This is a genomic window from Kribbella sp. NPDC004875 (assembly GCF_042873375.1).
In the GTDB taxonomy this organism is placed as follows: domain Bacteria; phylum Actinomycetota; class Actinomycetes; order Propionibacteriales; family Kribbellaceae; genus Kribbella.
In genome coordinates, this window is sequence record NZ_JBIALI010000001.1 from 1,428,355 (window position 1) to 1,444,066 (window position 15,712).

The following is a 15,712-nucleotide window of genomic DNA, read 5'->3' on the forward strand; positions in this document are numbered from 1 at the left end:
TCAGCTTCCGTAGACCTCGAGCTCGACGATGCGGGAGTAGGTGTGGTCGTTGCCGTCGAGACACAGGACCCGTACGGCGTCGGCGGTCACAGGGGCGAACGTCGACGTGACGTGTCCCACCGTGTTGCCGCGGACCTGCGCGACGGTCTGCCAGGTGCCCGCGGCACGGACCTGGATGTCCCAGTCCTTCAGCCCGTTGACCCGAGCGGGGTACTTCGCCGAGTCCAGCGTGTAGAGCTCGACCCGGTTCAGCGTCGCGGGCGCGGCGAGTGCGACGTCGTACGTGTCGGGGAAGGCGGCGCGGGTGCCGTCGTTCCAGCCGGTCAGGGTGTCCCAGTGCTCGGAGTCCTTGTCGCCGTCGACGGCGCCGCAGAGGGTGAAGTTGCCGTGCGTCGAGGACGCCGTCGCCTGCTCGCCGAGCGCCAGGTTGTCGCCGGCACCCTTCGACGGCAGCGGGGTGACGGTGACCGGCACGTTCACGCGGGTCCGGTCGACCTCGACGCCGATCCGGTACGTGCCGGGCTTGGCGTCCCGCGGTACCCGGACCTCGACCGGGGCGGTCACCGGCTGATCCGGGTCGACCGCGGGCAGCCAGGACGAGAACAGCGTCCGGGACAGCTGCAGTGGACCACTTGGGTCGAGCGTCAGATCGGCGTACCGGTCCTGGCTGCCGGTGTTGGTCATGGTCAGGTTCAGCGTGCCGGGGAAGCAGGGTAGTCCGACCACACTCAGTTGCTCCGGGGTGACGCCGACCGTCACGTCGGAGGTTGCCTTGGGCATCGAGCTGGAGCCGAGCAGGGCGGCGCCGAGCAGGGTGGCGGCCGCGACGACGGTCTGCCGGGGGATCCTCATCGCTGTACCTCCGAGATGCCGGGGCGGCCGTCCTCGACGAGGAGCTTGGCGCGGGTGCTGACGGTGCCGCCCTGGACGGACACCTTGTCGACGACGCGGTAGTCGGAGATCCAGCGCTGCGGCGTGATGCTGCAGCTGACGTAGCCGCGCTGGAAGTTGCCGAACTTCATGTGCGGGTTCTCGCGCAGCAGGGTCGCGCCGCCGGCGTCCAGGTCCTCGCCGTCGATCCCGGACGTGATCGACGTACCGACGAACTCGGCGCCGACCGTGGCCGACGCCGGGTCGGTGAAGTCGAGTTTGAGGTCGGAGGCGACGCTGCGGTGCAGGTCGCCCGCGATCGACACCAGATTGCGGACCTTGCGCTGCGCGGCGCCGCCGAGGACGCGGTTCCGCGACGCCTCGTACCCGTCCCAGGTATCCATCGGGACCAGCACCTCCGGTCCGTCCTTGGTGTCGAGCCGGGCGATAGCGGTCTGGTGGGCCAGCACGTTCCACCGGGTCTGCGAGGCGGCCCAGCCGTCGAGCAACCACTTCTCCTGCGCGTCGCCGGTGATCGTCCGCGCCGGGTCGGCGGTCTCCGGGCCGGGTGCTTTCGTGCCGTCGCCGTACGCCTGGTCCGACCGGTACTGGCGTGTGTCGAGCACGCTGAACTCGGCGAGCCGCCCGTACCGGATCCGCCGGTAGAGCTGCATGTCCGGCCCCTTGGGCAGTTGGGCGAGCCGCAGTGGCATGTGTTCCCAGTACGCACGGAACGCGTTCGCCCGGCGTACCAGGAACTGGGCCGGAGGCGCGCTCGGGTGGGCCGCGTCGGCCCAGTTGTCGACCACCTCATGGTCGTCGAGCGTGACGACCCACGGCGCGGTCGCGTGCGCGGTCTGGAGATCCGGGTCGAGCTTGTACGCCGCGTAGCGCTGCCGGTACTCGTCCAGGGTTACGGTCTGCTGGGTGATGTACGGCTCGTTCGAGTGCGGCCGGATACCGCGGTCGATGCCGAACTCGTAGATGTAGTCGCCGAGGAAGAACACCACGTCGTGGTCTCGCTTGGCCATATCGGCGTACGCCGTGTACCAGCCCTCCCACCACGCCTGGCAGGACGCGAAGGCCAGCGACAACTCGGGCACGACCGCATCGGCCGCCGGCGCGGTCTTGGTGCGACCGACCGGGCTGAGCTGCCCGTCGACGCGGAAGCGGTACCAGTAGTGCCGCCACGGCTGCAGCCCGCGGACGTCGACATGCACCGAGTGACTCGCCTCAGGTCCGGTCCGTGCCGTCCCGTGCCGCACCACCCGGCGGAACTGTTCGTCCTCGGCGACCTGCCACCGCACTTCGACCGGTCGTCGATCCATCCCGCCGAACGGGGCGAGTGGATCGGGCGCCAGCCGCGTCCAGATCACCACCGCGTCCGGCAACGGATCGCCGGACGCGACGCCGAGGGTGAACGGGTCCCGCCGGTCGGGCCGGCCCGTCCATCCCGCGGCCGCGGACCTGATCTCCGGAAGGCTCCCGGTCAGCGCGAGCGCCGCCGCTGCTCCGCTGACGGTGAGGAAGTTGCGTCGTGTACTCCGCATCGGCATCCACCCACCCGATCATCCCGAGGTGATCACATCCGTAACGGGAGATTACGAGAAGTTCACACGAGATGGTGAGAAGATGACCGATATCGGTCTACTTGGTGATCTTGCTCGCCGGCGGTGCGGTGATGTGCACCGGCTTGTTGTAGTCGGTCATCGACAGTTTCATCGAGATCCCCAGGTCCTCGAACCGCACCTGGCGAACCAGGTGCTGCGCGTCCAGCAGGAGTTCGTAGGACACCGTCTCCGGTGCGCCCGCGGGGACCGCCGTACCGGTTGCCTTCAGGGCCTTGGCGGTGTCGACGGTGACGACGTACCGCTCGAGCTTCTTGCCGGCGATCGTCTGCGTGCCGGTGTACCGGACGCCGACGAGGGCGGAGCTGAACGACGAGAAGAGCTTCGTCGGGTCGCCGCTGTCGACCAGCGACCGGACCTGCCTCGCGTCCGCACCGCCGACCTTCTTGTACTTGCCGGTCGGTGAGAACCCGGGTGCCGACACGTAGAGCGTCTTGCCGACGAGCAGGATGTGCGCCTGCTGCCCACCCAGCGCCGCGCCGGTGGCGCGCACCGACATCGCGAGCGGCTTCGCGGTCTGGACGCCGTCCATGGTCATCACGGTGCTGCCGTTGGCCGACATCGTGCCGGTGATCCGCCACGACTTCTGCTTGGTCAGCGCGGTGTTCATCGCCGGGACGAACGAGATCCGGTTCAGGTGTGCGGCCGGTGCCTGCTTGAGCGGCGCGGCCGTGCTGGGCCTGGAGTCCGTGACCTCGGCCGGTGCCGACGGGCGGTAGCCTGTGGGCTTGGCCTCGTGGTTGCAGGCGGCCAGCCCGAGAGCGAGCGGTACGGCGGCGACGGCGGCGACCGCGGCGCGGAGCTTCATGCTGTTGTTCCTCCCCAGGTGATGCAGCCGGAGGATCTTATGGTCTGGACCACCCGGGGAGAAAGAGTTTTGCAGCTAGTTGCAGGTCAGCTTTCAGCACGCTTTACAGAGGCGAGCAGCAGTTGCGCGACATCCTGGACCTCGACCTCCTCGCGGGCCGAGCCGTCGGCCTGCTTGGCGGTCAGTCCGTCGGACAGCATCACCCGGCAGAACGGGCAGCCGGTGGCGATCTTGTCGGCACCCGTCTCGACCGCCTCGGTGGTCCGGTTCAGGTTGATCCGGGTGCCGAGCTTCTCCTCCATCCACATCCGCGCGCCGCCCGCGCCGCAGCAGAACGACTTGGTCTGGTTGCGCGGCATCTCGGCGTACTCCGCGCCCGGGATGATGTCGAGCAGTCCGCGCGGGGCGTCGTACACCTGGTTGTGGCGGCCGAGGTAGCACGGGTCGTGGTACGTGATCTTCTGGCCGTTGAGCGAGCTGTCGGCCGGGGCGACCGGGGTCAGCTTGCCGTCGCGGACCAGCCGGTTCAGCAGCTGGGTGTGGTGGATGACGTCGAGTTCGACGCCCAGCTGGGAGTACTCGTTCTTCAGCGTGTTGAAGCAGTGCGCGCAGGTCGAGACGACCTTGCGGACCTTCGTCTCCTTGAAGACCTCGGCGTTCTGCATCGCGAGCTGCTGGAAGACGAACTCGTTCCCGGACCGCCGGGCCGGGTCGCCGGTACAGGTCTCGCCGTCACCCAGGACGGCGAACGAGACACCGGCGATGTTCAGCAGCTCGGCGACCGCCTGCGTGGTCTTCTTCGCGCGGTCCTCGAACGCTCCCGCGCAGCCGACCCAGAACAGGTAGTCGACCTCGTCCAGCGACTCGACGTCCGCGCCGACCTGCTTGACCTCGAACGGCAGGTCCTTGGCCCAGTCCATCCGGCCGGACGGGTTCATGTTCCACGGATTGCCCTTGTTCTCCAGGCCCTTGAACAGCCCGTTGAGCTCGGACGGGAACGACGACTCGATCAGCACCTGGTAGCGGCGCATGTCCATGATCGCGTCGACGTGCTCGATGTCGACCGGACACTGCTGCACGCAGGCGCCGCACGACGTACAGGCCCAGAGTGCGTCCTCGTCGATCACCGCGACATCCGCGGGTCCGACCAACGGTTTCTCCTGCTCGGCGAGTACCAGCTCGGGCAGCGACTTACGGGTCTCGTCGTCGGACGCCAGCAGGTACGGCGCCTTGGCGTACGCGTGCTCGCGCAGCCCCATCATGATCAGCTTGGGGGACAGCGGCTTGTCGGTGTTCCAGGCCGGGCACTGCGACTGGCAGCGCCCGCACTCGGTGCAGGTGGTGAAGTCGAGCAGGCCCTTCCAGGTGAAGTCCTCGACCTTGCCGACGCCGAGCGCCGCGTCCTCGTCGAGTTCGTCGATGTTCTCGAAGTCGATCGGGGCGCCGTTCACCATGATCGGCTGCAGCGCGCCCAGCGCCGTACCGCCCTCGGGGTCGCGCTTGAACCAGATGTTCGGCCAGGCGGTGAACCGGTGCCAGGCGACGCCCATCGTGGCGTTCAGCGAGATCGTGATCATCCAGGCGAACGAGATCAGGATCTTGATCATCGCGACCAGGTAGACCGCGTTCTCCAGGCCCTGCTCGCTCAGTCCGCCGAACAATCCGGTGCCGAGGAAGAACGTCGTCGGGAAGTGGAACTTCGATGCGCCGCTGAGTTCGTACTCGAGGCCGCGCAGCAACAGGATGCAGACCAGTACGCCGAGGATCGTGTACTCGACGTAGTACGCCTGCCAGGACGTCGAACCGTAGAACCGCGACGAGCGCGGGTGGTCGCCCTTCGGCAGGTGCATCAGCCGGTAGATGATCAGCCCGACGATCGAGATCAGGCCGGTCCAGGTGAGAGCCTCGCTGACCCACTCGAACACGAACCAGTGCCCGATCACCGGCAGCGCCCAATGCGGGTCGAACAGCTGCCCGAACGCGGTCACCAGGGTGAGGAACAGCCCGATGAACCCGAACGCCACGAACCAGTGCATCACCCCGATGTGACTCCACTGCAGCATCCGGGTGTGGCCGAGACTCTCCTTGGCCAGCGTGACGGTCCGGCTGCCGGGCTTGTCCGTGCGTCCGGCCGGCTGCCCGAGCTTGATGACGGACACGATGTGCCCGATCGTCTTGCCGAACAGTGCGACGGCAACGAGCGTCACCGCGAGCGAGACGACGATGGCGAGGATCTGCATACCAGCGATGTTATTGGTTGGTTACTCGCGAGTCATGTCCATGCGGCGATCATCACCCGCGTGTTCCATCTCACCCGCTCAGCGAGTGTGGCCCCCAGGATCCCGCCGCGGCCTGTCGACACCTTGCTTGACCACGGCTACTGGAGCGGCGACCGGAGCGGCGGTCGCTGCTGCCGCGGCGGCCCCGGGGGCGGCGCCTGCGCCGGCCGCTGCGCCCCCTCCCGCGTGGGTAGGTCCTTCGTCCTCGCGGCGGTACCGCTCGACGAAGTCCTCGGACAGGTGTGCCCGGCCCGGCCCGCGGATGTCGCTGACCTGGACCTGGACATCGCGGGGAGCGGTGTACTCGACCGTGACGGTCGCGACGCCGGACCCGGAGGTGAACTGGTGCCTGCGCCCACCGGTGACCCGCACGTCGATGTTGCCGCTCCTGGTGCGCACCTCACTGCTGTCCGCCGAGAGGCTGTCGATGTCGACGGGTCCCCGGTCGGTCTTGACGGCCAGTTTCCCGGTGACCTCATCGATCCGGACCCGCCCGCCGGTCGTCGCTGCGTCGATCTCGGCGGCGCGGCCGATAGCCACGTGGTCGAAGCTCTGCTCGAAGTCGCCTTCGCTCCGGACGACGATCTTGTCCGCGTAGCTGATCCGCACCGGTCCGTCGACGGTCTTGGCGTACGCCGTGGCTGCCTCGTCGATGGTGACCGAACCGGACGTGGTCTCGACCGCCGCGTCCGCGAGCCCTTCAGGCCCTGTCACCTCGACACCGGCGCCGTGCGTGTGGGCGTCGAGATTGCTGTCCGGCGGTACCACGGCCGTCACGTACACCTTCGAGCCTGAGCGCGGATCGATTCCCGGCGCCTCGATGTCAACGGTCAGCCGTCGGGTGGCCTCGTCCCACTGCAGGGTTCCCGCGGCGATCGCGTCGGCCGACGGTCCGGTCGGATCGGACGTCGTGACCTGGACCGAGACCTGCTCGCACTTCGGATCGACCCGGACGCGGATCGTCCCGTTCCGGTCGCGCATCCCAGTCTCCAGGGTGACCGGGTCCTTCGTGTCGACGGTGATCTCACGTTCGGTCATTGGCTGAGCGTAGGAGTTCCAGAGGTCACGGTCGGTGAGATCTCGTCGTGAAGGAATCGACACAGAGTGTGACGGGAGAATCGTTGCGGGCGTACTAGACCAATCCGTAAATTCCTAACCACTGCAACCGCAGTACCTGTCAGTCGGTTTCGGTGGGAGAGAGTCATGCGTGTTCGTCGAGGAATCGCTGCCGGCCTGCTGCTCACGACCGGTCTGGCCGTGCCGGCTGTCGCGGGTGCGGCGCCGGCCACGGCCAAGAAATGCGACACCAACGCGGTCTACTGGTACGCCAAGGGCGGCCACGAGGTGTACGTCGGGACCAACCTCTACAGCGACTGGATGGAGGGGCCGGGGCGGATCACCTACCAGAAGACGGCGACCTCGGAGTCGAACTCGTCCTGGTCCGGTGACCTCGGCGTGAGCATCCCGTTGGTGATCGCGGAGATCCAGAGCAAGTACGCGAAGACCGTCGGCAAGTCCCACTCGGTGACGGACAGCTGGTCGTACACGGCCGAGGTCCCGGCCAACAAGGTCCGGCGGTTGCACCAGCTCAAGCAGTCCTGGCGGGTTCAGGTGGTGCGCTGGAAGTACACGAAGTCCGACTGCAGCGCGACCAAGGAAGTCAGCAACAAGACCGCCACCTTCCCCACCAAGAACAACGACTACATGTGGATCCTGGTGGGGAGGGAATGACGGATCCCAGGCACTCACCAAGCGGTGCCGGCGGCGTCAGAGCACGCTCGACCGAGAGGCGCCGACGCCGTTGGACAGAGGTTGGTGAGTGGTGGACGTCCGCCTAGTCGACGAGGCGGTTCAGGCGGGCGGCGACCGCGGCGTGTCGCGGGTCGTCGGGCGGCAGGAAAGCCTTCAGGGACTCGAAGATCTCCAGGTCCTCCGCGCCGGTCGACGTCTGCGCGAACGTCCACAACGCGTCGGCGCTGCGGGCGTCGAGGGCCGCGCGCCGCAACGTGGCATCGAGCTCCTCGCGTTCCGCCCGCAAGGCCGGTGCGTCCGAACGGGCGAGCAGCGGCCCGGCGTACAGGTCGAGGGCCGTGCACAGGTCGCCCTGCCGGATGGCTGTCTGTACGTCGGTGACGTCGCCGCTCACGTCCGCGATGATCCGGTACGGCTTGGTGTCGAGGACGCCGCCGCCGAGCAGGTTCCGCAGCCGGTGCATCTCCGCTCGGACCGTGGTCGGGTTGCCCTCGTCGCCGTACAACTGAAGCATCAGCTGCTCCGCGGTCAGTCCCGACGGATGCAGTAACAACAGTGCGAGTACTTCGGCCCGCCGCAGCGTCAGCGCGATCTCGCGGCCGCCGACGACCGCGATCGGCTGGCCGGAGCCGAGGAGCTTGAGGCGCAACGATGGTCGCGACCGGCGGACCGGCGTACCGGGCATGCGGAGCAGGTAGCCCTCGTCGAGGCGCTCGACCAGTCCCTCGCGGCCGTCGCCGAGATCGATGCGGTCGGCACCGTCCGGTACGACGAGGCGGTCGGGCAACCACTCGAGTGGCTGGACCGCGAGCACCCGGCCGGTGGGAGTGAGCAGTGCGCCGGGCGCATCCCCGAGCGCCATCAAGTGCCGCATGTTGCGAGCGCGCAGCATCTCGTCGGCCGCGGCCATCCGGACCTTCAGCTGTCCTTCGGCGAGCTGTGCCGCGGCCGTCACCAACGCGACCATCGCGGGATGGACGGTGCGCAACGGTCCGGAGACGTCGACCGCGCCGAGCAGCTTGCCGGTGTCGGGATCGTGCACAGGCGCGGCGGCACAGGTCCATTCGTGGATCCGGCGGACCAGGTGTTCGGCGGAATGGATCTGCACAGGTTCGCCGACGGCCAGCGCCGTACCCATCCCGTTGGTGCCGATCTTGTCCTCGGACCACACCGCGCCCTCGGACAGCGCGATCCGGTCCGCCTGGCGCTTCACGTCCGACGCGCCCTCGCGCCACAGGATCGTGCCCTGCGCGTCGGTGATGATCATGATGTGCGAGGCCTCGTCGGCGATCGTGGTCAGTGTCTGCCGCAGGACCGGAAGCACCGCCTCCAAGGGATGGTTGTCGCGCAGCGCCGCGAGGATCTCCTCGTCGACGACGACCGGCGGCTGGTCGAGCTCGGGGTCGACCGCGGCGGCGAGTGAGCGCTCCCAGGACGCGGCGACGAGCGGACGTGGCGCTCCCGGCACCCGGCCGCCACCGAGCACCTCGTCGTACAGCTCGCTCAGTCGGCGAGCCCGCTCCGGTTGTTCCATGACGCCTCACTTCAAGCCGCGTCTTCAGTGTGCAACGTTCGTGCAACGTCCGGCTGACTAGCTTCGGGTCCAACGTCGCGGTGTCAAGGAGGACCTATGACGATCTTCGCAGCTCCCGGGCAGGATGGCAGCCCGGTCGCGTACAAATCGCGCTACGAGCACTACATCGGTGGCGAATGGGTGCCGCCGGTCAAGGGCGGGTACTTCGAGAACCCGACTCCGGTCACGGGCGAGAACTTCACCGAGATCGCCCGCGGTACGGCCGAAGACGTCGAGGCCGCGCTGGACGCCGCGCACGGCGCGGCGCCGGGCTGGGGACGGACCTCGCCGGCGGAGCGGGCCAACATCCTGAACAAGATCGCGGACCGGATCGAGGCCAACCTCGAACTGCTCGCGGTCGCCGAGAGCTGGGACAACGGCAAGGCCGTCCGCGAGACGCTGGCCGCCGACCTGCCGCTCGCGATCGACCACTTCCGGTACTTCGCCGGCGCGCTGCGGGCCCAGGAGGGCTCGGTCTCGGTCATCGACGACGACACGATCGCCTACCACTTCCACGAGCCGCTCGGCGTGGTCGCGCAGATCATCCCGTGGAACTTCCCGATCCTGATGGCGGTCTGGAAGCTGGCGCCCGCGCTGGCCGCCGGCAACGCCGTCGTCCTGAAGCCGGCCGAGCAGACGCCGGCCTCCATCCACGTACTGATGGAGCTGATCCAGGACCTGCTCCCACCGGGCGTGGTGAACATCGTCAACGGGTTCGGCGTCGAGGCCGGCAAACCGCTTGCCTCCAGCAACAGAGTGGCCAAGGTCGCGTTCACTGGTGAGACCACGACCGGCCGGCTGATCATGCAGTACGCGTCGGAGAACATCATCCCGGTCACGCTGGAGCTCGGCGGCAAGAGCCCGAACGTGTTCTTCGCCGACGTCGCGTCGTCGAAGGACGACTTCTACGACAAGGCGCTCGAGGGCTTCACGATGTTCGCGCTGAACCAGGGCGAGGTCTGCACCTGCCCGTCCCGCGCGCTGATCCAGTCGTCGATCTACGACGGGTTCCTCGCCGACGCGACCGCCCGGACCCAGGCGATCAAGCTCGGCAACCCGCTGGACACCGACACGATGATGGGCGCCCAGGCCAGCAACGACCAGTACGAGAAGATCCTCGCCTACATCGGGATCGGCAAGGAAGAGGGCGCCCGGGTGGTCACCGGCGGCGGCAAGGCCGAGCTCGGCGGCGACCTGGCCGGTGGGTACTACATCCAGCCGACCATCTTCGAGGGCGACAACAAGATGCGGATCTTCCAGGAGGAGATCTTCGGGCCGGTCGTCTCGGTGACGAGGTTCGACGACTACGCCGACGCGATGAAGATCGCCAACGACACGCTCTACGGCCTCGGCGCGGGCGTGTGGTCGCGGGACATCAACACGGCGTACCGGGCCGGGCGGGAGATCCAGGCCGGCCGGGTCTGGACGAACAACTACCACGCGTACCCCGCGCACGCGGCGTTCGGCGGCTACAAGAACTCGGGCATCGGCCGCGAGAACCACAAGATGATGCTCGACCACTATCAGCAGACCAAGAACCTGCTGGTCAGCTACAGCCCTTCGAAGCTCGGGTTCTTCTGAGCCGATGGTCGCGAAGGTGCTGCTCACCGACGAGGCGGCGGAGTTGTTGCGCCGCCTGACCCAGATGCACGGTCCGTTGATGTTCCACCAGTCCGGTGGCTGCTGTGACGGCAGTTCGCCGATGTGCTACCCGGACGGTGAGTTCAGAACGGGGTCGGCGGACGTGCATCTCGGTGATCTGGCCGTCGACGGTCTGGACAAGCCGATCGGCTTCTGGATGTCCGCGAACCAGTACGAGTACTGGAAGCACACCCAGCTCACCGTCGACGTGGTGAAGGGCCGCGGCAGCGGATTCTCCGTGGAGGCCCCCGAGGGCGTGCGCTTCCTGATCCGCTCCCGCCTCTTCACCGACACCGAGTCCGCGGAACTAGGACTCCTCTGAACGAGTGCCGACCGTCCGGTGGCGTTGCCGGACGGCCGGCACTCCTGCCTGTCTAGTGCCCGACTCAGGACACTAGGTACTGATCACCAGCGGCTCGCCGGGCTGGACGCGTGCGTCGACCGGGTGGACCGTGCCGTCGACGCGGATGGCCTGCAGGTCCAGGTGACCGGACTTGCACGCGACGGTGAGGGTGGTCGCGGTCTGCGTGGCTGTTCCCCAGCCGGTGTTGGTGGTGAAGGGGAAGGTCCAGCCTGTCTTGGTGCGTGCGATGGGTAGTGGGGCGAAGGTGATGGTTTTGGTGAGGGCGTTGTGGTGGTAGCCGGTGAGGGCTTCCAGGACTGACCAGCCGGCGGCGTTGCGGATGTAGTGGTCGCCGCATTCGATCGGGTTGAAGGGGTTGCGGCGGGTGCCGTCATACCTTGCCCACAGGCCGTGCAGGATGGACATGCCCTCGTCGGTCAGGCCTTCGTAGAGGCAGTGGGCCGCTACCTGGTACTCCGAGCCGGTCCACACCTCGTCGCAGTACCGCGTGGGGATGTCAGGCCGTCCGCCGTGCGGCCAGGTGCACATCAGGAGGCCGGTGTCGTCGCCGTCGGCGAAGACGCGGTACGGGTGGTCGAAGTCCTGGAAGCCGGTGCGCAGGTTGTGCCGTACGACGTTGCGCAGCGCGGTCCTCACGTGCTCCTCAGGAAGGACGTACCCGAGGTCGAGCTGATGGGCCCACCACTGACCGATCAGCTGGTCGGCCAAGCACCCGTCACCCCATTGGAAGTCACGTGTCTCGTCAGGGTCGAGGATCTGCCGGTAGTACTCGCCGGTGAACAGCAACTCGTCGTACGCCGTGCTGCCTGTCTCGAACAGCGCTCGATACGCCTTGGAGTCCTCACCCAGGAGCAGCGCCATCTCCTCGGCCGCGCGCAACGCAGCGAGCCACAGCGTGCCCATGAACGAGTTGACGCCACACAGGTCGATGTCGTGTGTGCTGGGCTGGATGCCTCGCAGTACGCCGTCCCGCACCCACTTCCCGTGGATGTGGTCGAGTAACCGGACGATGCTCGGCCAGCGATGACGCAGCCACTCCAGACCGGCCCCCTGCCGCACCTCGCGGTACGTCTTCAGCACGGTGCCCAGCATCCCGTCCAGCGCGGGCTCTTCCGGTCCGCCGATCACCACGTCCCAGAGTTGTCGCATGTAGAGCGGTGCGCGCACCCGGTGCGGGATGTATCCCTCGGGCGCCTGCATCACGTCGTACTCCGTGTCGCGCATGTTCTGCTCGAGTGCCGGGAAGAGGCGCGACAACGTCTGCTCGTAGTTCCACACGTGCGTGCAGTTGAGCGGACACGAGCCGCCGTACCGCCCGCCCCACATGACGGTGGACGCCCCGAGTACCCCCTCGAAGCCGAGTACGTCGCCCTGCGCCGTCTGGAACACCGTCGGGCTCCGTACGTCGGCCGCCAGCGCAGCGAGCCGTGTCCCCGCCTCGCCCGGCAGACTGCTCGACTCGAAAGCCTGCGTCCATTCCTCGGTCGTACTGCGGAGCTCGGTCCAACGGGCCAGGAAGGACTCGGCCGCGGCCACCGCATCGGGCGTCCGCACGGTGTACGCGTTACCCAGCCAGAACCGGCTGTGCCCGTACTCCGGATGCGGGCCGAACTGGTTGAAGTCGACATATCGGTTCGGGAAGTGCCACGCGATCAGGAACCGTACCTGCGTGCTCTCGCCGGGACGCAGGCTGAACGGCACCGCCAACCCGCCGTTCCAGGTCGTGCCCGCCGCGCTCGCGCCACTCGCCGGCGTCACCGGACCGTTGAGAAAGGCAACGAATTCGTCCGGGCGGGACCACTGCGGGTGAGCCAGTGCGTCGGCGCTGCCGGTCGCCAGGACGAGCTGACCGGCGCCAGGGTGGTCGACGGGCAGCGAGCCGTTCTCGAGAACCAGCGCGGTGGAGTCACTGGTACGGCGGACGCGGTTCGTGTTGCCGCCGTACAGGCTGCACGCGACGCCGTCGATCGGGCTGACACCGTCCCAGCCGACCGAGTTCTGCAGTGCGGCGGCCAGCTTGCCGTGGACGGCGATGTCACCGGGGTTGTGGAGCGTGAAGGTGAACGCGACGACCGGCTGCGAGCTGGCGGCAGCGTCGGACGGCACCAGGGGGTTGAAGACGTCCAGACTGATCTCGACCGGGAGGTCGGTGTCGTAGTCCACCCGTGCCTGTGGATAAGTAGCAGTGACCGTCGTCGGCCCGACCGGCCGGAGAACCTCGTGCAGTCGTCGCTCGCCGGCGGGTACGACGTCGTCCGTCACCAGCGGAGTTCCTGACGGCTCCAGCGGCGGACCTTGCAGCAGCCGGACCTCGTCCAGCGGTGGCTCGACGCGTGAGAGGCGCAGTGCGAAGAAGCTGTCCGGCACGTGGCCCTCGTGGTTGCCCAGGTTGTGCAGCTGCCATTGACGCAGCGCACCGTTGCCCGCGAGAGCCAGAGTGCCGGTGCCGAGACCTCCCAACGGCAGTGCGAAGTATCGAAGGTTGTCACCGGAGTAGTGCATGTTTCTCCGTCCCATAGGAAGTCCAGGTGCCGGCAGAGGCGAACAGCGCCACCGGACCGGGGGCGAGTAACAACAGCGAAGCAGTCACCGACGTGCCGAGGAGTACGGCGACAAACGCCAGCGCGAGCACGCCCAGCGGTACGAGCGGTGCGCGCGAGACCAGATGAAGGGCGGTGAACCAGAGCTGCTTGCCACGCAGTCCACCGCTCACTCGCAGACTGAACGCATAGCAGGAGGCCAACAGCAGCAGGACGCTGGCACAGCAGCTCACGGCGAGCGGCACGGCGAAGAGCGGGCCGCTGTACAGGTGCCAGTTGAGCAACGCCAGTGCAGTGATCGCAGCGGGAACGATCGCCACTCCAGCGCCGGCCGGACCGTGCTGCTTGAGGTGCCGTAGCAGGAGCAGGACGCCACCGCGGTCGTCGCGCACCACTGAGTCGGTCGTCGCGACGACTGCGGCCCACGCTGGCCCGACCAGTAGTGCAAGCAGGAGCACACTGAGCGGCGTGACGCCTGGCAGGAGCAGTACGACGAGCGCAGACGCCGTACAGACAAGGACTCCGGACGCGGCCAGCAGCGGGAGTTCGTGCCAGAGGGCCTTGAAAGCGGTGGGCAAATGATCGGTCATGCGCGGAGGCCCGTCGACGCGATCGACGCGATGAACGAGCGCTGGAAGATCAGGAACAGCACCAGGATCGGCAGCACCACCATCGTGATCGCGGCGAACAGGACGACCGCCGGACCGCCGCCGACAGCACCCTGCAGCGACACCAGACCGACCGGCAGCGTCATCTTCTCCGGTGACGACAGGAAGATGTACGGCCAGAAGAAGTTGTTCCACGACGCCTCGAACACGAAGATCCCGAGCGCGGTCAGCCCCGGCCGGGCCAGCGGCAGGATCACCCGGAACAGGATCCAGAAGTGCCCGGCGCCGTCCATGATCGCCGCCTCGTCCAGCTCCCGCGGGATCGACGAGATGTACTGCCGCAGGAAGAAGATCCCGAACACGTTCACCAGCGCCGGCAGCCAGATCGCCACCGTCGTGTCGACCAGGTGCAGCCAGCGCATCATGATGAAGATCGGTACGACGGTCAGCTGTACCGGCACCACCAACGCCGCGAGCAGCACCGAGAAGATCTGGTCCCGCCCCGGGAACCGCAGCCGGTTGAACGCGTACGCCGCCAGCGCGCTCGTCAGCAGTGCGCCCGCGGTCGTGATCACCGCGATCTGCAGACTGTTCCACGCCATCCGGGCGAACGGGATCAGGCCCGGCACCTGCTGGAAGTTCTGCAGCGTCGGCGGCGCCGGGATCCACCGCGGCGGCAGCTGGAACGCGTCGATCGGCTCCGACAGCGCGTTCACGATCAGCCAGACCAGCGGCGCGATCATCAACAACCCGCCGACCACGAGCACGAGATCGAGCAGCTTGCCCTTCACTGGTGCACCCACCTTCGGCTGAGGCGGAACTGCAGGCCGGTCACCACCATGATCACCACGAACAGCACGAGCGACAGCGCGGCGGCGTACCCGACCTCGAAGGACTGGAAGCCCTTCTCGTAGGTGTACTGCACGATGCTCCGGGTGGCACCGTCCGGGCCGCCCTGGGTCATGATCACCATCGGGTCGAAGATCTGGAACGCACCGATGAACGTGATCACGGTCGCGAAGAAGATCGTCGGCGACATCACCGGCAGCGTCACGCCCCAGAACCGCCACCAGGCGTTCGCACCGTCCACCCGCGCGGCCTCGAGCAGCTGCGCCGGCACGGTCTGCAGGCCGGCCAGCAGAATGATGAATGTGTACCCGATCGTGTGCCACCAGTCCACGACGATCAGCGTCGGCAGCGCCCAGGTCGGCGAGGCCAGCCAGTTCGTCGTCGCCGAGAGGTAGAAGTTCGCCAGCCCGAACGCCGGGTCCAGGACGTACTTCCAGATCAGCGCGACCGCGGCCCAGGAGATCAGGAACGGGAAGAAGTAGGCGGTCCGGACGAAGTACTTCGTTCCGCGGGTCATCGTCCGGTGGACGCCGAGCGCGAGCAGCATGCCGGCGCCGATGTGCGTGACCACCGAGGCGAGCGCGAAGACGAACGTGTTGATCACCGCGCGGATGGTCGCGGAGTCGGACACCAGTTGCTTGAAGTTGTCGAGGCCGGCGAACTCCGGCGTACTCAGCAGGTCCCAGTGGAACAGGCTGAGGCCGAAGGCGGCGACCAGGGGGAGGGCTACGAAGATCAGGAAGAGCAGGACGGCCGGACTGATGAACAGATAGCCCGGCAACCAGTCACGACGCTGGGGT

At 67.6% G+C, this 15,712-nt stretch carries 13 protein-coding genes; 3 read left to right on the forward strand and 10 right to left on the reverse strand.

Translation table 11 applies throughout. The annotated features are described in order from the left end of the window. From ACFYRH_RS06910 to ACFYRH_RS06930, 5 genes are all read right to left on the reverse strand, one after another. The gene (locus tag ACFYRH_RS06910; protein WP_387769326.1) at positions 1-852 is read right to left on the reverse strand and encodes a hypothetical protein; all 852 of its coding nucleotides are present in this window, start codon (positions 850-852) and stop codon (positions 1-3) included. After that, the gene (locus ACFYRH_RS06915; RefSeq protein ID WP_387769329.1) at positions 849-2,420 is read right to left on the reverse strand and encodes an alkaline phosphatase D family protein; all 1,572 of its coding nucleotides are present in this window, start codon (positions 2,418-2,420) and stop codon (positions 849-851) included. Before ACFYRH_RS06915 ends, ACFYRH_RS06910 begins: the two co-directional genes overlap by 4 nt. A 97-nt stretch (positions 2,421-2,517) precedes the next feature. Further along, the gene (locus ACFYRH_RS06920; protein WP_387769332.1) at positions 2,518-3,306 is read right to left on the reverse strand and encodes a hypothetical protein; all 789 of its coding nucleotides are present in this window, start codon (positions 3,304-3,306) and stop codon (positions 2,518-2,520) included. Between the two features lie 86 nt (positions 3,307-3,392). Further along, positions 3,393-5,546, reverse strand: coding sequence for a (Fe-S)-binding protein (locus tag ACFYRH_RS06925; protein ID WP_387769335.1), 2,154 nt, complete (start codon positions 5,544-5,546; stop codon positions 3,393-3,395). Positions 5,547-5,624: 78 nt separating this feature from the next. Beyond that, positions 5,625-6,623 carry a DUF4097 family beta strand repeat-containing protein gene (locus ACFYRH_RS06930; protein WP_387769338.1) on the reverse strand — a complete coding sequence of 333 codons (999 nt, stop codon included), beginning with the start codon at positions 6,621-6,623 and terminating at the stop codon, positions 5,625-5,627. A 165-nt stretch (positions 6,624-6,788) separates the two neighbouring features. Between ACFYRH_RS06930 and ACFYRH_RS06935 the strand changes: the two genes are divergently transcribed. After that, complete coding sequence (locus ACFYRH_RS06935) at positions 6,789-7,316, forward strand: hypothetical protein (protein ID WP_387769341.1); 528 nt, start codon at positions 6,789-6,791, stop codon at positions 7,314-7,316. Positions 7,317-7,419: 103 nt separating this feature from the next. Here ACFYRH_RS06935 and ACFYRH_RS06940 read toward each other — a convergent pair whose 3' ends face one another. Continuing rightward, positions 7,420-8,871 carry a GAF domain-containing protein gene (locus ACFYRH_RS06940; RefSeq protein WP_387769343.1) on the reverse strand — a complete coding sequence of 484 codons (1,452 nt, stop codon included), beginning with the start codon at positions 8,869-8,871 and terminating at the stop codon, positions 7,420-7,422. 96 nt (positions 8,872-8,967) lie between these two features. Between ACFYRH_RS06940 and adh the strand changes: the two genes are divergently transcribed. Then, a complete protein-coding gene (gene adh, locus ACFYRH_RS06945; protein ID WP_387769346.1) occupies positions 8,968-10,491 on the forward strand; it encodes an aldehyde dehydrogenase in 1,524 nt (507 codons plus the stop codon). Between the two features lie 4 nt (positions 10,492-10,495). After that, on the forward strand, positions 10,496-10,873 hold the full coding sequence (locus tag ACFYRH_RS06950; protein ID WP_387769348.1) for a DUF779 domain-containing protein: 378 nt from the start codon (positions 10,496-10,498) through the stop codon (positions 10,871-10,873). Between the two features lie 72 nt (positions 10,874-10,945). On the opposite strand, the gene ACFYRH_RS06955 is transcribed toward ACFYRH_RS06950, so the two are convergent. From ACFYRH_RS06955 to ACFYRH_RS06970, 4 genes are read right to left on the reverse strand one after another with little or no spacing between them, the layout of a single operon-like run. Further along, entirely contained in the window at positions 10,946-13,417 is a 2,472-nt protein-coding gene (locus tag ACFYRH_RS06955; protein WP_387769351.1) for a GH116 family glycosyl-hydrolase, read from the reverse strand. After that, on the reverse strand, positions 13,401-14,045 hold the full coding sequence (locus tag ACFYRH_RS06960) for a hypothetical protein (protein ID WP_387769353.1): 645 nt from the start codon (positions 14,043-14,045) through the stop codon (positions 13,401-13,403). Before ACFYRH_RS06960 ends, ACFYRH_RS06955 begins: the two co-directional genes overlap by 17 nt. Beyond that, complete coding sequence (locus ACFYRH_RS06965; RefSeq protein ID WP_387769354.1) at positions 14,042-14,854, reverse strand: carbohydrate ABC transporter permease; 813 nt, start codon at positions 14,852-14,854, stop codon at positions 14,042-14,044. Before ACFYRH_RS06965 ends, ACFYRH_RS06960 begins: the two co-directional genes overlap by 4 nt. Then, the gene (locus ACFYRH_RS06970; RefSeq protein ID WP_387769357.1) at positions 14,851-15,693 is read right to left on the reverse strand and encodes a carbohydrate ABC transporter permease; all 843 of its coding nucleotides are present in this window, start codon (positions 15,691-15,693) and stop codon (positions 14,851-14,853) included. The genes ACFYRH_RS06965 and ACFYRH_RS06970 overlap by 4 nt, the downstream gene beginning before the upstream one ends. Positions 15,694-15,712: the final 19 nt, after the last annotated feature.

Excerpts from the sequence above, each read along its gene's own strand:
- ACFYRH_RS06930 (WP_387769338.1), bottom strand. The coding sequence starts at position 6,623 with ATGACCGAACGTGAGATCACCGTCGACACGAAGGACCCGGTCACCCTG.
- ACFYRH_RS06960 (WP_387769353.1), bottom strand. The coding sequence starts at position 14,045 with ATGACCGATCATTTGCCCACCGCTTTCAAGGCCCTCTGGCACGAACTC.
- ACFYRH_RS06910 (WP_387769326.1), bottom strand. The coding sequence starts at position 852 with ATGAGGATCCCCCGGCAGACCGTCGTCGCGGCCGCCACCCTGCTCGGC.
- ACFYRH_RS06950 (WP_387769348.1), top strand. The coding sequence starts at position 10,496 with ATGGTCGCGAAGGTGCTGCTCACCGACGAGGCGGCGGAGTTGTTGCGC.
- ACFYRH_RS06935 (WP_387769341.1), top strand. The coding sequence starts at position 6,789 with ATGCGTGTTCGTCGAGGAATCGCTGCCGGCCTGCTGCTCACGACCGGT.
- ACFYRH_RS06920 (WP_387769332.1), bottom strand. The coding sequence starts at position 3,306 with ATGAAGCTCCGCGCCGCGGTCGCCGCCGTCGCCGCCGTACCGCTCGCT.
- adh (WP_387769346.1), top strand. The coding sequence starts at position 8,968 with ATGACGATCTTCGCAGCTCCCGGGCAGGATGGCAGCCCGGTCGCGTAC.
- ACFYRH_RS06915 (WP_387769329.1), bottom strand. The coding sequence starts at position 2,420 with ATGCGGAGTACACGACGCAACTTCCTCACCGTCAGCGGAGCAGCGGCG.
- ACFYRH_RS06925 (WP_387769335.1), bottom strand. The coding sequence starts at position 5,546 with ATGCAGATCCTCGCCATCGTCGTCTCGCTCGCGGTGACGCTCGTTGCC.
- ACFYRH_RS06940 (WP_387769343.1), bottom strand. The coding sequence starts at position 8,871 with ATGGAACAACCGGAGCGGGCTCGCCGACTGAGCGAGCTGTACGACGAG.
- ACFYRH_RS06955 (WP_387769351.1), bottom strand. The coding sequence starts at position 13,417 with ATGCACTACTCCGGTGACAACCTTCGATACTTCGCACTGCCGTTGGGA.